At 39.8% G+C, this 17,534-nt stretch carries 18 protein-coding genes; 9 read left to right on the top strand and 9 right to left on the bottom strand.

Translation table 11 applies throughout. The features are described 5' to 3' along the window. Positions 1-26: 26 nt before the first annotated feature. From ACJ9PY_RS05950 to ACJ9PY_RS05940, 3 genes are all read right to left on the bottom strand, one after another. The gene (locus ACJ9PY_RS05950; protein WP_145504915.1) at positions 27-1,571 is read right to left on the bottom strand and encodes a fatty acid--CoA ligase family protein; all 1,545 of its coding nucleotides are present in this window, start codon (positions 1,569-1,571) and stop codon (positions 27-29) included. Between the two features lie 178 nt (positions 1,572-1,749). Then, positions 1,750-2,739 carry a lipoate--protein ligase gene (locus tag ACJ9PY_RS05945; protein ID WP_411739647.1) on the bottom strand — a complete coding sequence of 330 codons (990 nt, stop codon included), beginning with the start codon at positions 2,737-2,739 and terminating at the stop codon, positions 1,750-1,752. Positions 2,740-2,780: 41 nt separating this feature from the next. Beyond that, on the bottom strand, positions 2,781-3,515 hold the full coding sequence (locus ACJ9PY_RS05940) for an MBL fold metallo-hydrolase (RefSeq protein ID WP_057275810.1): 735 nt from the start codon (positions 3,513-3,515) through the stop codon (positions 2,781-2,783). A gap of 173 nt (positions 3,516-3,688) precedes the next feature. On the opposite strand from ACJ9PY_RS05940, the gene yhfH reads away from it, so the two are divergent. Then, positions 3,689-3,817 carry a protein YhfH gene (gene yhfH, locus ACJ9PY_RS05935; protein ID WP_065310849.1) on the top strand — a complete coding sequence of 43 codons (129 nt, stop codon included), beginning with the start codon at positions 3,689-3,691 and terminating at the stop codon, positions 3,815-3,817. Positions 3,818-3,976: 159 nt separating this feature from the next. Here yhfH and ACJ9PY_RS05930 read toward each other — a convergent pair whose 3' ends face one another. The 3 genes from ACJ9PY_RS05930 to hemE all read right to left on the bottom strand — a co-directional run bounded on the left by ACJ9PY_RS05930 (position 3,977) and on the right by hemE (position 6,881). Next, positions 3,977-4,552, bottom strand: coding sequence for a TetR/AcrR family transcriptional regulator (locus ACJ9PY_RS05930; RefSeq protein WP_096339854.1), 576 nt, complete (start codon positions 4,550-4,552; stop codon positions 3,977-3,979). Between the two features lie 271 nt (positions 4,553-4,823). Next, the gene (hemH, locus tag ACJ9PY_RS05925) at positions 4,824-5,759 is read right to left on the bottom strand and encodes a ferrochelatase (RefSeq protein WP_034314663.1); all 936 of its coding nucleotides are present in this window, start codon (positions 5,757-5,759) and stop codon (positions 4,824-4,826) included. Between the two features lie 78 nt (positions 5,760-5,837). Continuing rightward, a complete protein-coding gene (gene hemE / locus ACJ9PY_RS05920) occupies positions 5,838-6,881 on the bottom strand; it encodes a uroporphyrinogen decarboxylase (RefSeq protein WP_411739646.1) in 1,044 nt (347 codons plus the stop codon). Between the two features lie 252 nt (positions 6,882-7,133). Here hemE and ACJ9PY_RS05915 point away from each other — a divergent pair, with 252 nt between their 5' ends. The 3 genes from ACJ9PY_RS05915 (at position 7,134) to ACJ9PY_RS05905 (ending at position 9,708) form a co-directional block, all read left to right on the top strand. Further along, on the top strand, positions 7,134-7,649 hold the full coding sequence (locus ACJ9PY_RS05915) for an antibiotic biosynthesis monooxygenase family protein (RefSeq protein WP_057275807.1): 516 nt from the start codon (positions 7,134-7,136) through the stop codon (positions 7,647-7,649). 143 nt (positions 7,650-7,792) lie between these two features. Then, entirely contained in the window at positions 7,793-8,089 is a 297-nt protein-coding gene (locus ACJ9PY_RS05910) for a phosphatase PAP2 family protein (protein WP_411740243.1), read from the top strand. A 407-nt stretch (positions 8,090-8,496) separates the two neighbouring features. Further along, entirely contained in the window at positions 8,497-9,708 is a 1,212-nt protein-coding gene (locus tag ACJ9PY_RS05905) for a M20 family metallopeptidase (RefSeq protein WP_098864182.1), read from the top strand. 28 nt (positions 9,709-9,736) lie between these two features. Here the strand turns inward: ACJ9PY_RS05905 and ACJ9PY_RS05900 are convergent, their stop codons facing one another. The 3 genes from ACJ9PY_RS05900 to ACJ9PY_RS05890 form a co-directional block, all read right to left on the bottom strand. After that, a complete protein-coding gene (locus ACJ9PY_RS05900; protein ID WP_411739645.1) occupies positions 9,737-10,441 on the bottom strand; it encodes an EcsC family protein in 705 nt (234 codons plus the stop codon). A 383-nt stretch (positions 10,442-10,824) separates the two neighbouring features. After that, positions 10,825-12,033, bottom strand: a complete 1,209-nt coding sequence (locus ACJ9PY_RS05895; RefSeq protein ID WP_411739644.1) for an ABC transporter permease — start codon at positions 12,031-12,033, stop codon at positions 10,825-10,827. After that, positions 12,026-12,769 carry an ABC transporter ATP-binding protein gene (locus ACJ9PY_RS05890; RefSeq protein WP_048677969.1) on the bottom strand — a complete coding sequence of 248 codons (744 nt, stop codon included), beginning with the start codon at positions 12,767-12,769 and terminating at the stop codon, positions 12,026-12,028. Before ACJ9PY_RS05890 ends, ACJ9PY_RS05895 begins: the two co-directional genes overlap by 8 nt. Before the next feature lie 658 nt (positions 12,770-13,427). Between ACJ9PY_RS05890 and ACJ9PY_RS05885 the strand changes: the two genes are divergently transcribed. The 5 genes from ACJ9PY_RS05885 (at position 13,428) to ACJ9PY_RS05865 (ending at position 17,533) form a co-directional block, all read left to right on the top strand. Continuing rightward, the gene (locus tag ACJ9PY_RS05885) at positions 13,428-13,850 is read left to right on the top strand and encodes an HIT family protein (protein WP_057275801.1); all 423 of its coding nucleotides are present in this window, start codon (positions 13,428-13,430) and stop codon (positions 13,848-13,850) included. A 221-nt stretch (positions 13,851-14,071) separates the two neighbouring features. Next, positions 14,072-15,175 carry a 3-phosphoserine/phosphohydroxythreonine transaminase gene (gene serC / locus ACJ9PY_RS05880; protein ID WP_187050599.1) on the top strand — a complete coding sequence of 368 codons (1,104 nt, stop codon included), beginning with the start codon at positions 14,072-14,074 and terminating at the stop codon, positions 15,173-15,175. 126 nt (positions 15,176-15,301) lie between these two features. After that, positions 15,302-15,820, top strand: a complete 519-nt coding sequence (locus ACJ9PY_RS05875) for a tryptophan transporter (protein WP_063577111.1) — start codon at positions 15,302-15,304, stop codon at positions 15,818-15,820. A 589-nt stretch (positions 15,821-16,409) separates the two neighbouring features. After that, positions 16,410-16,775 (top strand): YtxH domain-containing protein, encoded by a 366-nt coding sequence (locus ACJ9PY_RS05870; protein WP_057275799.1) that lies wholly within the window; start codon positions 16,410-16,412, stop codon positions 16,773-16,775. 182 nt (positions 16,776-16,957) lie between these two features. Further along, positions 16,958-17,533, top strand: a complete 576-nt coding sequence (locus tag ACJ9PY_RS05865) for an HTH-type transcriptional regulator Hpr (RefSeq protein ID WP_411739643.1) — start codon at positions 16,958-16,960, stop codon at positions 17,531-17,533. Position 17,534 lies beyond the last annotated feature (1 nt).

Here is a 17,534-nt window from a genome sequence, read left to right as displayed (position 1 = left end):
AATGATCTCCTCATGATCAATGTAATTCAGTTTTGCAGTACATGGTTTTTCAAGGAACGTCGTAAAATTTTACCAGTCGCGTTTTTTGGAAGTTCATCCAAAAACTCAATTTTTGCCGGCACCTTATATTTGGCCAAGTGTTCCATGCAATGGGCAAGCAGTTCTTCCTCGGTCAATGCATTGTTTTTCTTTACCACAAAGCATTTAACCACTTCCCCCTGATTGGGATCGGGAACGCCAATGGCTGCTGCCTCAACTACTTCAGGATGGGTATACAAAACCTCCTCCACTTCACGTGGATAGACATTATAGCCACCGACGAGGATAAGCTCCTTTTTACGATCTACAATGAAAAAGTAACCTTCATCATCCATCCTGGCTAAATCGCCTGTATATAACCAGCCATTTTTCAAGACAGCGGCTGATTCTTCAGGCATTTTATAATAACCTTTCATTACATTCGGACCCCTGACAATCAATTCTCCTACACCATTGATCGGCACTTCTTCTCCAAGCTCATTGACCACTTTGTTTTCCACCCTAAGGATGGATGTTCCGATGGAACCCGCCTTCCTTGGACGGTCCAAAGGATTGAAGCAGGTAACAGGGGAAGCTTCGGATAAGCCATATCCTTCTGAAACCCTAACATTAAATTTCCGCTCGAATGATTCAAGCAGGGACACTGGCATGGCGGATCCGCCAGATATGCATATCCGCAAAGACTTCAAAGCATCCTCTTTCGCATCTGGATATTGAAAAAGAAAGTTATACATCGTAGGTACGCCAGCAAAAACGGTTGCATCATATTTTTTGATTTGCCTGAATATTTCCTTTGGACTGAATTGCGGGACAATTAAAAGCGTACCTCCGCTTATCAACGGGGCATTCACAACTACCGTTAAACTGAAAACATGGAACATTGGCAATGTCGTAATGACACGGTCACTTTCCGTGATATTTAAATATTCACCAATATCATGTGCATTGGAGTAGATATTGGTATGTGTGAGCATGGCCCCCTTTGGTTTCCCCGTTGTCCCGGAAGTATAAAGTATGATTGCCGTATCTTCAGGTTCCAGTTCAGGACCTTTAAAGCCTTCATCCCCCGATTTGACCATTTTTGTAAACGATTTCATTTTATTGCAGATGTTAAATTCGCTACTATCCCCATTATCCGGCTGCATTTCACAAATTACATATTGTTCTACGCTTGAAAGGATAGGGTTCATTTTCTCCAGTAAGGGTAAAAGCTTATCTAATGCCACAACAACCTTTACATCGCCATTATTCAGGATATAACCAATCTCGTCAGGTGTGTATATTGGATTGACGGGAATTACGGTCGCCCCTGCTCGCATAGCTCCATACAATGAAATGATGAAATGTGGAGAGTTGCCTAATAACAGCGCAATGTTATCACCTTTTGAAACACCAAGCCTATGTAATTCGTCCGCGAACTTCGTAACGGCTTTATCCAATTCCCCATATGAAGTGGATTGATCCAAAAAGTAATATGCTGGCTTATCCGCCTTTTTTAAAGCCATTTGATGAAGCTGTTCAGATAAATTCATCTTTCTCCCTCCCCTGCAAATAACATGAATGAATGGTCATTCATTTTTATGGTGAACTAAATACATTTTTATTATATTAAAAGAATGCGATCACAGCAACCATTTTATCCATATTCAAGCAATTACTGTCATTATTAGTCACAAAAGCCGTCCTAATAAGTCGGGACGGCTTTCAGGCTTAATATATTAAAGCCAATATTTCTTCTTTTGTTACATTGCCAAAATAATGACGAACATCGATCTCATCCAGTACTCTGCTGATTGCTTCCTTTTCATAGCGTGTTCCAGTAAGCTTTCGCTCAATATCCGCGACCTCTCCGACCCCGAAGAAATCACCGTAAATCTTGCAGTTTTCAATGATTCCCCTGTTCACTTCAAGGCGGATATCAACAGATCCCACAGGAAATCTATGTGAGTTTTGCAAGTTGAATTTAGGTGATTTTCCGTAATTCCACTCCCAATTTTGATACCTATCTTCCGAGATTTCGTGAATTTTCTCCCAATCCGTTTCTGTTAAAACATACTCTGTAACCTTTCCGGTTTCTTTGAAAATATTTTGCAGAAGGAATGAACGGAATTCTTCAACAGACATCGGTTCTTTTAGAAAATCGGCGATATTACCGACACGGCTTCTTATTGATTTAATCCCTTTGGACTCGATTTTTTCTTTTTTCACTTTTAAAGCGGATACAATGTGATCCATTTCTGATTGAAACAGCAATGTTCCATGACTGAACATTCTGCCCTTCGTTGAAAACATCGCGTTTCCCGAAATTTTCTTTCCTTCAGCCAGAATATCGTTACGACCGCTCAATTCAGCATGTATTCCTAGTTTCTCGAGCGTTTCCACGACAGGCTGGGTGAATTTCTTGAAGTTATGGAAACTATCCCCATCGTCTTTCGTAATGAAACTGAAATTGAGATTCCCTAGGTCATGATAAACCGCTCCACCCCCGGAAAGGCGGCGAACAACTGTAATGCCCTTTTCATCTACATAATCGGAATTGATTTCTTCGATCGTATTTTGATTTCTGCCTATGATGATTGAAGGTCGATTAATGTAAAATAAAAGATATGTTTCATCTATATTTAAATGTTTAAGCGCATATTCTTCGATGGCCAGGTTAATTCTTGGATCTGTAATTCCCTTATTATCAATAAAAAGCACAGTTGTTCCTCCTTGTAGACTTCATATCACTGATGTTTCATTTATAGTTGGAACTCGAGATTGGTTTTGGCTACAGCTATTTCCCTTTTGAATACCTCGGATGCTTCTTTTTTCAGTTGATCGAGATTCCCATAATGAGGGAGGTGAGTTAACAGCAACAGCTGGACGTCAGCCTTCTCTGCCAGCAGGCCCGCTTCCCTTGCCGTCATATGCCCCGCCTTTGAACCATCCATATCACTGTAAAAGTTACTTTCACATAATAAAACATTTGCGTCTTTAGCGAAATCTGCAAGCTCATCCATATATGAACTGTCACCTGTGTATACTATCGAATGATTTTCAGCTTCGATCCTCATTGCAAAACAAGGGACTGGATGTTTTGTTTTCATGAACGTAAATTTACACGGTCCAATGGTTAAGGGCTGATCAGCAGAGATGGCTATCCCCTTTGTCACGTCTTTGTATGTTAACTTACCAAATTCGACTTTGTCCAAATCATGACCATATATAGGAATCGTCCTTTTTTCGCTGCCCAATATCTGCTGTATGAACGCAGCGTGCTGCAGGACACCAATATCCGCTACATGATCAGGATGATAGTGGGATAATACAACTGCACCAAGATCCTCCGGCTTCATATGGTTTTGAAGCTGTGATAGTACACCGCTGCCACAATCAAGCAGAATGCGAAAATCTTCATATTCAAGCAAATAGCCGGAACTTGCCTCATTTTTAGCTGGATAACCGCCCCAGCACCCAATTACGGTGATTTTCATGCTTAGGCACTCCTTTTTTTCTCTCAATGACTTCCCCATTAATATAAACTATTCTTGCCCTTATTTCACCTTTTTTACTTATGTTATAAAACATTCATTGACATCTATAATCTGTTATAATACAATAAAACCATAGAAAAGCGAATAATAAAAAAATTCAGGAGATGATGTTCATGATTCAAAGTAGCGTTGAGTTCTTTAAAAATCTGCCACCGAAACAATGCACGGAATGCGGAAAAAAAATTGAAGAACAGCACGAATGTTATGGAAACCACTGTGATCATTGCCTTTCTGGAGAGTAGTAGTCTTTATGTTTCACCATCCTATCCCAAATAGCAGGATGAATTCATAGATGTTTCGGTTTCGCAGCTGAAAAAAACCCCAATAAAAGCAGAGATGCCGATCATCGGCATCTCTGCTTTTATTGGGGTTCATTGTCTTTCAGCAAAAAAATAGAATGATCACGTAACGGATAATCCTTTGAACAAATATATTTTAAATAGTTCAGCAATTTCCTCTTTCTCTAATGGGGCATGGTTCCTTTCCCAATCAAAGATCAGGGCAAGGTACATCTTTAGCATCAGGAAAGCTGTTATCTCCGGATCGCAAGGTTGTATATGGCCCTTATCAATCGCTATTTTTAGTTTTTCCTTAATGTAGGATACAATGGCTTCTTCCATTTCATTAACCATTTCCTGAACGGCCGGCGTACCAATTTCCCGCTCTTCCTGAAAAAGTTTTAATGATAATTGATGTTCCTGCCTGAACTCCAGAATTCGATAAACGGCCCGATGCAGGTTTTCAAAAAAGGAGAGTTGGTCATCCAAAGATTGTTCCGCCTCATATTTCATTTCCTCTATCATCCGCTGAACGATTTCTTTAAACAGCTCTTCTTTATTTTTATAAAAGGTATAAATGGTCCCTTTTCCCACATTGGCAATTTTAGCGACTTGATCCATCGTCGTTGCCTTATAGCCAAAAAGTGAAAACGACTTGGTCGCAGCTTCCAAAATTAATTTTTTACGATCAACAGACATTTCCCACCTCAATTCTGACCAGACGAACAAAACAGTCATTATGTTCAACGATATCATACCAAAAATTTTCAGTTTTTTCAATTATATTTTCAATTCCCAAGAGAAACAATGGCCATCCCCGTTACTGGACAGCCACTTTTCGAAAATACATATTTATTTAAATCTGCAAGGCCAAAGGCAGCGTCGCTTTCCAGTGAATAACATAACTTCAAATGAAAATATGTATAGCACATAGCAAGCATGGTTAAACTAATTTTCCCCTATTGACTGATCATTTTTCCTGTAATCTGTTTAAAATGATCGTGGCCAAAGCATCGATGAATTCAGGTTTAACATTGGGCATATCCGGCCTATAGTAGCCTGCGCCAATCTCTTCCGTCACAACCTTACATTCATAATCGTTATCATAGAGGACTTCAAGGTGCTCGGCAACAAAGCCGACAGGAATATATATGAAAGCTTTATAACCTTTTGCTTGATGAAGATCTCTGGTTAAATCCTGTACATCGGGTCCCAACCATGGTTCAGGAGTTTGTCCAGCGCTTTGCCAGCCTACTGCATAATTGGTAACCCCTGCGCCTTCAGCGATCATGTCTGCCGTTTCTTTCAGTTGATTTGGATACGGATCTCCCGATTGCAAGATTTTTTCCGGGAGGCTATGTGCCGACACAATCAAAGCGAAATTATCGCGTTCTTCCGAGGTCATTTTCCCAATCACTTCTTTTACCTGGTCTACCCAATATTGGATGAATTTTGGCTCATCATACCAGCTTTCAACGGAAGTGATGGTCAGATCCCCCAATTTAGCGGCTTCATCCTGGGCACGTCCATTATAAGACTTCACGCTGAATGTTGAAAAATGCGGTGCCAATACGATACTGACCGCTTCTTTGATTCCATCTTCATGCATTTGTTTCACTGCGTCTTCAACAAAAGGTTCAATATGCTTCAGGCCAAGATATGCCTTGAATTCAACTTCCTCCTGAACGGAATTCAATTTCTTTTCAAGCGCTTCAGCTTGTCCTGCCGTTATTTTTGCAAGCGGGGATAATCCACCGATCGCTTCATATCTGCCCTTTAGGTCGGCAATCAATTCGTCGCTTGGCCGTCTCCCATGACGAATATGTGTATAATACCTTTCAATATCCTCTTCAGTGTATGGAGTACCATAAGCCATGACTAAAAGGCCCATTTTTTTTCTTGACATGAAGTTACACCTCTTTTAAAGATTTCGTTCTTTTATTGTGCATCCAATTAAGGAGTTTTAGCAAATGGTTCGCTCACCTTACTTCATTTTTGATGAATATTCATGAATGAAAGCGGTCAGCCTCTTCAGTGTTTCCGGATTTACGGAAGGGAAAACCCCATGACCAAGGTTAAAGATGTAGCCGTCCTGCTCCATGCCCTGATCGAGGATCCTTTTCGTCCGTTCTTCTATAACATCCCATGATGATAATAGCAGGGCAGGATCTAGATTACCTTGTACCGTTTTCTGGATTCCCATTTGTCTTGCTTCTGTAATTGGCAGTCTCCAATCAAGCCCGACTACATCAATCGGAAGATCATTCCACTCAAGTGCCAAGTGACTTGCGCCGACCCCGAACATGATTAGCGGTACATTTTCTTCACGCAATGATGAAAAGATACGAGTCATGATCGGCTTGATGAATACGCGGTAATCTTCAACATTCAAAGCACCCACCCAGGAATCAAAGATTTGGATGGCTTTGACGCCGGCTTTGATTTGCGACTTGACATAGATGATGATCATATCCGCTAACTTATCCATTAATGCAAACCAGGCCTTTGGCTCGGAATACATGAAAGCTTTCGTCTTATTGTAGTTTTTGGAGGGGCCGCCTTCAATCATGTATGAAGCAATGGTGAAAGGAGCCCCTGAGAAACCGATCAAAGGAACGGACAATTGCTCCGTGGTCAATAATTTAATCGTGTCCAACACATATGGGATGTCTTTCTCTGGGTTCAATTCACCTAATTTTTCAACATCTGTCACCGATTGGATCGGATTGGCTATGACTGGACCGATTCCGGACTTAATCTCAACATCGACACCAATGGCTGGTAGCGGTGTCATTATATCTTTATATAAAATCGCAGCGTCTACATCATATTGCTCAACTGGCAATCTAGTTACATAAGCGCATAATTCCGGCTGATGAGTAATTTCAAAAAGTGAGTACTTCTCTTTCAATTTACGGTATTCCGGCTGTGAACGGCCAGCCTGACGCATATACCAAACAGGCACATGATCCGTTTCCTCTCCTCTTGCAGCTTTTAAAAATGTATCATTCGTAATTTCCTTAGACATTAATATCCACCTTTCAAGCAATCACGTTTCTATTTTTATTCATTACCTACATAGAATATCAGAAGGATGTTGAATTTCAAATCGAATCTCCTTAAACTATAGCTTTTTCTATAATATATTTGTCAAAAAATCGACTTTTATAAATGTATCTTACCGGTTTGCCAGCTTAATGGTTAGTTTGGAAATGGTAAAAGCTCTATTCATTGGGTAAAATGGGTATACAGGTACTATATAGAAATTGGAGGGGAATTTATGAATGTATTCATCACTTCAGGTACTTATGATTTTTTGAAATTAAAAAAAGATAAACACCCGAATGAAAAAATATTACTTATGCAGAATGCTCAAAACACAGTCCTTTTACATGAAACTACAGGTAAAACGCTCTTCAGCTCGCCACGAAAATATGAGGTAGTCGATGGGAAGGGAACTCTTCAAGATCATGGATATGTGGTCATGAACAATATCCCTGTCAGTGAGGAAGGACGGCCGGTATTTGAACACCGTTTTAAAAACAGGGCCGGATTCATTGAAAATGAACCAGGCTTCGTTGCCCTTCGTATCCTGCGTCCAATCAACTCTGAAACATATGTAATCTTAACGATTTGGGAAAAACAATCGGACTTTATGAACTGGAAGAAATCCAGTTCATTCCAGCAGGCGCATAACAGTGACTCCAAACCTCCTGTTACGAATTCCAGCCAGAAGTTGTTTTCAGGTGAAGCCTTTGTAACGCAGTATACATTGGTGAAAGATTCTGAGGAATAGACTATTAAATGCTTAATAAGAGGCCCATCCTAAAGGATGGGCCCCTTCATAGTAATGCAGAACGTTATTTGGACGCTAAAAATCATATAACCCTATAACAATCCGACAAATTCCTTCTTTATTTCCGGGGAAATGCAACCGATATTTACATATATTTCATCAGATCAAGTGGCCACGCAATGGTGGGCATTATTTTCTTCAGTATGGTAGCTTATTTAATCATGAATGAAATTAAAGGAAACTCATTGAAATGGGCAATGGGAATTGGTTTCGTTTGTCTGGTCCTGCTGATCGGTGTCAGCAGGATCGTTATGAAAGTTCACTTTCCAACTAATATCTTGGCAGGTTTTGCATTAGGGGCGGCATATAGTTTAATCTTGTTTAAATTGTATAAATTCCTGGGATCTAGATGCTTTGATTTTCAGGGCGCACTCTTTTAACATAATTTTTTATCCACCCGTTTAACACATCACCCTCATCAATTCCGATAGAGAAGACGGCCATGTTCCAATAGTCCTTCTTCATTATCCACAAATATAGAACACATAATATGCTTCCAAAACCAATGAATTTGGATTTCCCAAGATAGGTAATGGACTTGAAGAAAGTGAGCGAAAAAGTATTTTCCCCTACGGAAAAAAGTTCCGTAATATATGTATCGAACGCTAAAGCCTCCTCCCTTTGGACTTCATGCACCAAAAAAAGAATAGCAACACGCAAAGCAAAACCAAAGCAATCCAGAAATATTTAATCATTATATATCTCTCCTGAAGGTATTTAATACACTTTGGATCATTCAGAATATGATATACTACTTACAATTAATCCAATCATTGGGAGGTGCAAAATGATACAGCGATTACACGATCTTCTGGATGGTTCATATGAAGAAATGGTTTCCATCAGGCGTTATCTTCATCAACACCCCGAGCTTTCTTTTCAAGAAACCCAAACGGCGGCCTTCATCGCTGGATATTATGAAAAACTTGGAATCGAACACCGGACGAATGTAGGCGGTAATGGTGTTATCGCCAAGGTCACAGGCAGTAAGCCTGGTAAAACCGTAGCATTGCGCGCTGATTTCGACGCCTTACCCATTCAAGATGAAAAAGAAGTTCACTATAAATCTTCCGTACCCGGGGTCATGCATGCGTGTGGACACGATGGCCATACAGCGACACTCCTTGTCCTTGCTAAAAACCTGAATGAACTGAAGGATGAGCTCGAAGGTGAATATATATTTATCCACCAGCATGCTGAAGAATATGCTCCAGGGGGTGCCAAACCGATGATTGAGGCTGGCTGCCTTGATGGAGTGGATGTAATTTTCGGCACCCATTTATGGGCAACGGCCCCAACCGGAACAGTCCAATACGCTTATGGACCCCTTATGGCCGCTGCTGACCGTTTTGAAATCACCATTCAAGGGCAGGGCGGGCATGGAGCCCAGCCGCATAAAACCCGTGATGCAATCTTAGTCGGCTCTCAGCTCGTCATGGCCCTGCAGCAAATCGTAAGCCGCCGCCTAAACCCAATAGATTCGGCAGTCATTACCGTCGGATCCTTTGTAGCAGATAATGCCTTTAACGTCATTGCAGATAAGGCTAAAATAATCGGGACCGTCCGTACATTCAAGGAAGATGTCCGTTCATTCATTAGCGAAGAAATGGAGCGGATTGTTAAAGGAACCTGCATAGCTGCGGACTGTACCTATGAATATCAATACTTTCAAGGCTATCCAGCAGTTATTCCACATGTCGAGGAAACTAAATTCCTCATCGAAAGTACTAAGTCAGTCAAGGAAGTTTTGGTTACAGAGGAAATTGACCCGGATATGACAGGTGAAGATTTTTCTTATTATTTACAAAATGTAAAAGGTACATTCTTCTTTACGGGAGCCAGGCCGAAAAATGAACATACATATCCACATCATCATCCTTTGTTTGACATTGATGAAAATGCGATGCTCATTGCAGCCAAAATATTAGGCACTGCAGCGGTGACCTATCACAATAAAAAACAATCATCCCAAATGGTTAATGAATCTTTATTGCGGTAATAGTGAAGGGACGGGTTATCCCCGTCCCTTACTGTTTAAGAAGTCTGATTCGGAAACAATGGACAGCCGTTTCCCCAAGATGTTCCAACAAATGATGGTTGGCATATCCACCGACAGCTGCCCCAATACCTGGAACGAGCTGGAACATTTTGATGACATCTATGTGATCGCGATATTCCTGCTGAAATTCTTGCCAGTCTATTTCCGGCCATTTCCCTGAATCCCATTCCTCTATTACCCGTAATGTTTCAAATTTCTTCTCCTCGCTTGAAAATGCCATCTGGAAGATATGGAGAATGAATAAACGTTCCTCATATTTATTTGGATCGAAACCGTATATACGGGATAGTTCGAATAATAATTTCATCTTGATGCTAAGCAGTAATGGGAAATCAGCCAATCCAATTAAAAGCCCTGCCGCTCCGGTTCCCACACCTTCTATAACGGCCGTTTTCCGATATGCCGTTACAGTTTCCGCAACCCACTCTTCTTTTTGCTGCAAGGTTAGGAGCACTACATTTTTTTCTTTAGACATATATTTAGAACCTGATAATACGGCCTCTATCATCCCTTTAATACTATCAGTAATTACTTTGTGCACTCGGTCTGGAATATAACTATTCAATTTGATTTGCGCCTTTTTGGACATCCGCTCAAGCCTGCCGGGTTTCTTGGCTACTTTCTTTTTCCATGATACTAGTTCAGATAATGCCTTTTGTTCATATTCATCCATTATTCAACACCTCCGTTAAATATGTATATACCCCCTATGAGGCTTTTAGTTTCAATTTTCACTTCTTAAAAGAATAAAATAACTAAAACGTTTTTTGGGGGTTGTAAAAGTATCCAATATTGTTTTCCACTCCAGACTGGTCCATTTCGAACCAAATTTTAGAATAGGTGATCCTTGATATTTTTACTGTCATCCTTAACGGATGGAAGAAATTTGCGGCACCCTGCCGAAAAACTGGCTAGCCGGGACCCCACAGACGCTTGCGTCGAGGAGGCTTGCGTCGAGGAGGCTTGGCAGACCGTCGGCGGAAAGGGTGCGAATTTCTGAAATCAACTTTAACATTAATAAAGAAAAAGCTGATTTTATGAAAAATCAGCTTCTGCTTAAAAGTTTTTTATTTTCTTTGTAGCATAAATTTTAAAACCGAATATGAAAACAAGCCCCATTGCCAAGGCGGCTAAAGCGGACATCCATTCCCCTTTCACTAGCAGGACCAAACTGAAGACAAGGTCCTCAAATAATAGGAAATAGGAAATTAGTTTTATTACTGCAGATTCTCTCATTTTTGCTGGCAATGGATACAATGAGACCCATACTTTCCACTCATGTGCCTTCCAAACCGGCAGCAGTTGCAGGGCTGTCATGAATAAGAACATGAACGTAACAATCAAATGTGCAAATATGTTAGTGAATACACTTAAAATCACGGATCCCATGATCGTTAAACGAAAACAAAGTCCCACATAATCATTGGATCGCAGAAGGGTACGGGCGTAAAGATAGGTATAAGTTGACTTATCACCATACGGAATGAGTGCTAATAGCCAGTCCATCCATTTCCTTCTCGCTACCTTCCCTTTTAAATGAGGAACATCAGTAAACATGTTCGCTATTCGATAGAAGGAATTCATCCGTTTGTTTTCCAGTTCCACCAGCCGTTCCCACTTTAACACGAAACCTTTAGTCGCGCTTCGGTAATACATGTAAAGTGCTAACAATAATAAGAAGGTTATAAGTGCAAACAGTATATTTGCCCTTGAACAGATGAAATAAAGAATCACATCATTAAGTAAAAAGCGGATGAGAGAGTCCCAATGGCTCACTGATGTATCCTGATATTTCAATACCAGCCAGCGCATGGTCAAATTCAAAAACTTCAAAATAAGCAAAACGGCCAGGATGATTCCAAGGTCCTTACCTCCTGCACCCGTAACCTTCGCATACATCGGTATCGATGCAATCAGGACAACCAGAAGAATAAAGCCCTGCATGGCCCAGCTTAATATCAATGAATTCTTGAAATAACTTCTCAACTTCGTTTCAAGCGGAAGCAGGAATACCGTATCGGGTTCTTTCAAGAAAGTATTTATCGGGCTTCTGGTTACAATGATCGATAAAACAAAGGCCATGATCAATGCAGCAGGAAAATCATTGTTTAACGTCTTCACCCAATCACTGTAATAATAAGCCAACCCACCCAGAACCAAAACCATGACAAAAACAAGATGGCCATTAAAAATATAACGAAGATATTTTTGCGTTTCATTTATATAGCCTAAATATCTTTCCTTCCAGAGATTTTGACTATTCATGACCGATTTCTTCTTTCGTCAATTGGATATATAAATCGTCCAGAGTTGCCCCTGGCATGGAAAATTGTTCACGAAGCTGCTCAAGATTGCCTTTCGCCCGAATCTCTCCATTATGCAGTATGATGAAAGAATCACAATACCTCTCGGCTGTCGCCAGAATGTGTGTAGACATTAAAATTCCCGCTCCGCTCTCTTTCATCTTCCTCATCAAATCAAGCAGGGATTGAATGCCTAGTGGATCAAGACCTACGAAGGGTTCATCGACGATATATAAAGACGGCTGAACTAAAAAGGCGCACATTATCATGACCTTTTGCTTCATTCCCTTTGAAAAATGGGCCGGGAACCATTTAAGCCTTTTCTCCATATGGAATTCCTTTAACAGAACGTCCATCCTTTCTTTAAATGTGGCTTCCGCCAAACCATGTGCCATGGCTGTAAGCTTTAAATGCTCCTCAAGTGTAAGCTCATCATACAAAATGGGCGTTTCTGGAACATAAGTGAATTGTTTTCGATATGTATCCGGGTCCTGAGCTAGTGTTTTACCATGAATCGAGACGCTTCCGCCTTTCGGCTCCATTAGTCCGATGATATGTTTAATCGTCGTACTTTTCCCAGCCCCATTAAGCCCAATTAACCCAACCAGCTCATTTGGCTGAATGTCAAAACTTATTCCTTTTAAAACGGGCGTTTTCGTGTATCCGCCCACTAACTGCTTTATTTCCAATAAGGACATATAAACGATCCTTTCTATATAGAGGTTCTTATTTCCATTTTATCAAATTCTCCTGCTTTTATATAGTCGAGTGTTCCGGAACAAAATTTCCATAAATAACTAATTATATTTTTCCTGCTTGATGGCCATCATAATTAAGGAAGAAGGGGTTAGTCATTACGTGTGATTCACATCATATTGTAAATGAGGTGTCAGTTAAAGACGTATTATACTGAAATACCCATTAGGTTTATTACAAATGATTTACATCATATTGTAAATGAGGTGTCAGTTAAAGACGTATAAACTGAATTAAACCAGAAGCTTCATAACAAAAATCGTTTCGAGCAAGGAGATGGTTCTCTTGCACGTAAAAGCAGAAAAATCATTCAATAATTATCAATTATGCTTTAAAAGTTGATGAAACTTTAAAGATATAGGAGATGGTTGCTTTGAATGGAAAATCTCTATTTAGATAATAACCATATTTTACTACAATGTAGATGAGGTGTTTGTCGCAGAGAATTTATGCTAATGCGAATTTTGAAGCAAAACCCCCTTTTTCGACAGGCAGGGTGCAACTTAATGTTGCATCCTGTTTTTATATTTTTCCTTTTCTCAACGATTCAAGCTATGGTACGATTAACCAAATACATTAACTTTTAAAGGAGCGTTATTCATGAGTGATTGCATTTTTTGCAAAATAATCGATGGGGAAATTCCAAGTAGTAAAGTTTTCGAAAATGAACATGTTTTGGCCTTTCTCGATATCAGTCAAGTAACGAAAGGCCATACGCTGGTAATACCTAAAGTACATAAGGAAAATCTTTATGAGTTGACACCAGAGATTGCCAAGAACCTTTTTGAAGTGGTGCCGGAAATTGCCCGCGCCATGAAGCAGGAATTCCAACCTGTAGGCCTGAACCTTTTAAATAATAACGGTGAAGCTGCAGGGCAGTCCGTTTTCCATTTTCATATGCATTTAATTCCTCGGCATGGGGAAGGTGACGGCTTTGGTGCAGTTTGGAAAACAAATACCAGCGACTATACACCGGATGACCTGAAACAAATCGCTGACTCCATTGCACAGCATATACAATGAGACTGCAATAGCCTGTTAAGAAGGTTTCTTTCTCCTTTCGTTGCTTGAAAAAATGATCCCGAGTTGGTCCTCACTTTAAAGTGCAGGACCTTTTTACTTTGGTCTGTTATTAAAAAACGGATTTAAAATTCTAAATTTTCCTCCAATTGAATTTAGTTTTCTGGTAGGATATATGAATAGTCTCAAATACTTTATCACATAGTCGCATAGGAGGAAAAAAATTGAAACGTGCACGTAATTTTAACGCTGGGCCAGCCGCCCTTCCTTTAGAAGTTTTACAAAGAGCCCAAAACGAATGGTTGAATATTGAGGATTCCGGTATGTCTGTCATGGAATTAAGCCATAGAAGTTCCGAATTCGAAAAGATTCATAACCATGCCATTCAATCATTAAAAGAACTTATGGAAATTCCTGAAAATTATGAAGTTCTCCTGCTGCAAGGAGGGGCAAGTCTACAATTTTCCATGATTCCCATGAACATTTTGAAAGATGGAAAAAGGGCAGATTATGTCCTCACTGGTTCTTGGTCGGAAAAAGCATTAAAAGAAGCCAAAAAGGTTGGTGAAACGGCCGTAGTCGCTTCATCCAAAGATGAAAAATATACGTTCATCCCTAAAGTGGAAGATATCAAATTGAATGACGATGCTGCCTATCTTCATATCACAAGCAATAATACGATTTACGGAACACAGTGGAAGGATTTCCCGGAAACAGGCAACATTCCTCTAGTAGCCGATATGTCGAGTGATATTCTCAGCAAAAAGATTGATATTAGTAAATTCGGCATCATCTATGCTGGTGCACAAAAGAATCTAGGTCCGTCGGGAATCACAGTCGTTATCATCCGTAAAGATTTAATAACGGATAATGACAAAATCCCATCCATGATGAACTATTCGATCCATTCGAAAAATAATTCTTTATACAACACTCCTCCGACATTGGCCATTTACTTATTGTCCCTTGTGCTGGATTGGGCAAAAGATCAGGGCGGAGTGGAAAAGATTGCTGAAATCAACGAAGAAAAAGCAAAAGTCATTTACGATGCCATCGACGGCAGTGATGGTTTTTATAAAGGCCATGCCCTACCGGACAGCCGTTCATTAATGAACGTAACGTTCACGCTTCCGTCTGAAGAAGCTGAAGTGCAATTCCTTAAAGAAGTGAAGGAAGCCGGATTCGTAGGACTGAACGGTCACCGTTCCATCGGCGGCTGCAGAGCATCCATCTATAATGCGATCCCTCTATCCCATTGCCAGGACCTTGCTGATTTCATGAAGAAATTCCAGGAATCGTATAAAGCGAAGGAAGCACAAACTCTTTAATTCAAACAAATATAACTTCTAAAAAAATAGGTCTTATGATATACTATTTTAAACTTCTTGCAACAAGCAATAGTGCATTGTTGAAGAAAAGCTGTTAGTTGAGATGAGAATAGGAGAGATGAGTAAATGAAAACGAAAACCCTTGTGTCACTGTCCCTATTAATCGGGATTGGGGCTGCCCTGCATTTTATCATACCTGGATTCTTCCTTGGAATGAAACCGGATATGATGCTGTTGATGATGTTTTTGGCGATTACCCTGTTTCCCGCTAAGAAGAATGTATTCATTGTCGCCCTGGCAGCAGGAGCCATCTCTGCCATGACAACTACATTTCCAGCAGGACAGATCCCAAATATCATAGACAAATTGGCAACAGCCTTTCTGTTTTACCTTTTATTCATCAGTCTAAAGAAGTTTTCAACATCCGTTGTCACCGTCAGTATCTTGACTGCCGTTGGAACATTGATTTCCGGCGCTGTCTTCCTTGGTTCGGCTTATTATATCGTTTCCCTTCCAGGGCCTTTCGTTGCACTTTTCGGAGCTGTTGTGCTTCCTGCCGTATTGTTAAATACAGTTGCGATGGTCATCATTTATCCAATTGTGAACGGCATCGTAAGAAAATCAAATATACCCATTAATGCTTAAGCAGCAGGATCATCATACCTAAAAAAGCACCGGAGAGTCCGGTGCTTTTTTTTCCAATCATATGAATCTGGAATTCTAGTCAGAATCATCCTCCAATGGTCAATGAATCAATATCCACATAAACCAAATGAAAAGCAGTAAAACCCCGGGGAGACCCATAGCGAAGGCTCTAGCCTGGAGCACCCTCCTAGGCGGATAGATGCCAGGAGATTTAGCTTGCCTTAGAAAATACCCCATTCCGCACAGACATACCAGGCCTAATAAAAAAATGATTTTCATTATTAACCCACCAGTGCCATCCAAGTTCCGACAGCTTGTTTTTATTATCTATATGCCGCTCTTCCCTTTATATGAAGCATTATTATTAAAGCTTCAAGTTATTTTTAAATATTATATATTTACTCTCTAAGTTTAAAAAAATATTTTTGTGATATAAAGATAAAATGGTCGATTCTCTTCCATAAGGATGAAAATTATGGTATTTTGATATCAATAGTATTTCTCTCCCTATTTATCATAATTTCCAATTGATGCAGCAGGGATTAAGACCATGGAAAGCGAAAACATATTATAAAATGAGGTGATCCTAATGAAAGCAAAATCATTACTAATTGGCTTTTTGACCGGAACAGTAGTAGCTGGTGCGGCAACCTTACTTTCGACACCAAGTTCAGGTAAAGACCTACGGACCCGCATCAAGACGAATACCGACGAAATTAAGGCTACAATTGATGAATTAAAGGTAAAAATGCAGAATATTAAAGATGACACGATGGAAGCTTCACAAATCAGCAAAGAAACGGTAAAAACATTCATTTCGGATGTTCAGGTCGTCATCGAGAACTGGAAGCGGGAAATCGAACCCAATAAGAATGAATTATTGAAGAACGTTCAGGAAATTGAAAATTCATTGAAAGAATTGGAAGCGGCCGCCCCTACTTCTAAAAATAGCTGACATCGTCACACAATCTTGATTCTCCATTTTTCCCAGTAAATTACATGATTTATTGGAGAAGAATGGAGAATTCATTAAAAAACTAAAATTTTCTAAAAATTTTGCAAATATTTTTCTTTATTAATTTTTATTTTATTGTCATAATAAATATATAGAATCTTATAAGTAGGTGAGCCCATAATATGCAGAATAAAAATTATTCTATGAAAGAAGCAATGATTTTTAGTCAACGAATTGCACAATTAAGCAAAGCATTATGGAAATCGATTGAAAAAGATTGGCAGCAATGGATCAAGCCCTATGATTTAAACATCAATGAGCACCATATTCTTTGGATTGCTTACCATCTTAATGGATCTTCCATTTCAGATGTTGCAAAATTTGGGGTCATGCATGTTTCTACCGCATTTAACTTTTCAAAAAAATTAGAGGAACGCGGATACTTAACATTTTCAAAAAAGGAAAATGACAAAAGGAATACGTATATAGAGATCACAGCGGAAGGTGAAAAAATTCTCCTTGATTTAATGGAGACATACGACCCAAGTAAGAACTCCGCTTTCTCGGGTGCACTTCCATTGCGTGAGCTTTATGGCAAGTTTCCGGATATGATTGAAATGATGGCCATCATCCGAAATATATACGGTGAAGACTTCATGCAAATCTTTGAACGATCCTTCGATAACATCGATCAGGAGTTTACGGACGTGGAGGGTAAAATCAAAAAAAAGATAGAGAAAGAAACTGAGCCAGTTTAAT

Origin of the sequence: Peribacillus sp. S4, from assembly GCF_046715815.1 — a bacterium.
GTDB lineage: Bacteria > Bacillota > Bacilli > Bacillales > DSM-1321 > Peribacillus > Peribacillus frigoritolerans.
The sequence above is the reverse complement of the archived record's forward strand: the minus strand, read 5'-3'. Positions and strand labels throughout refer to the sequence as shown.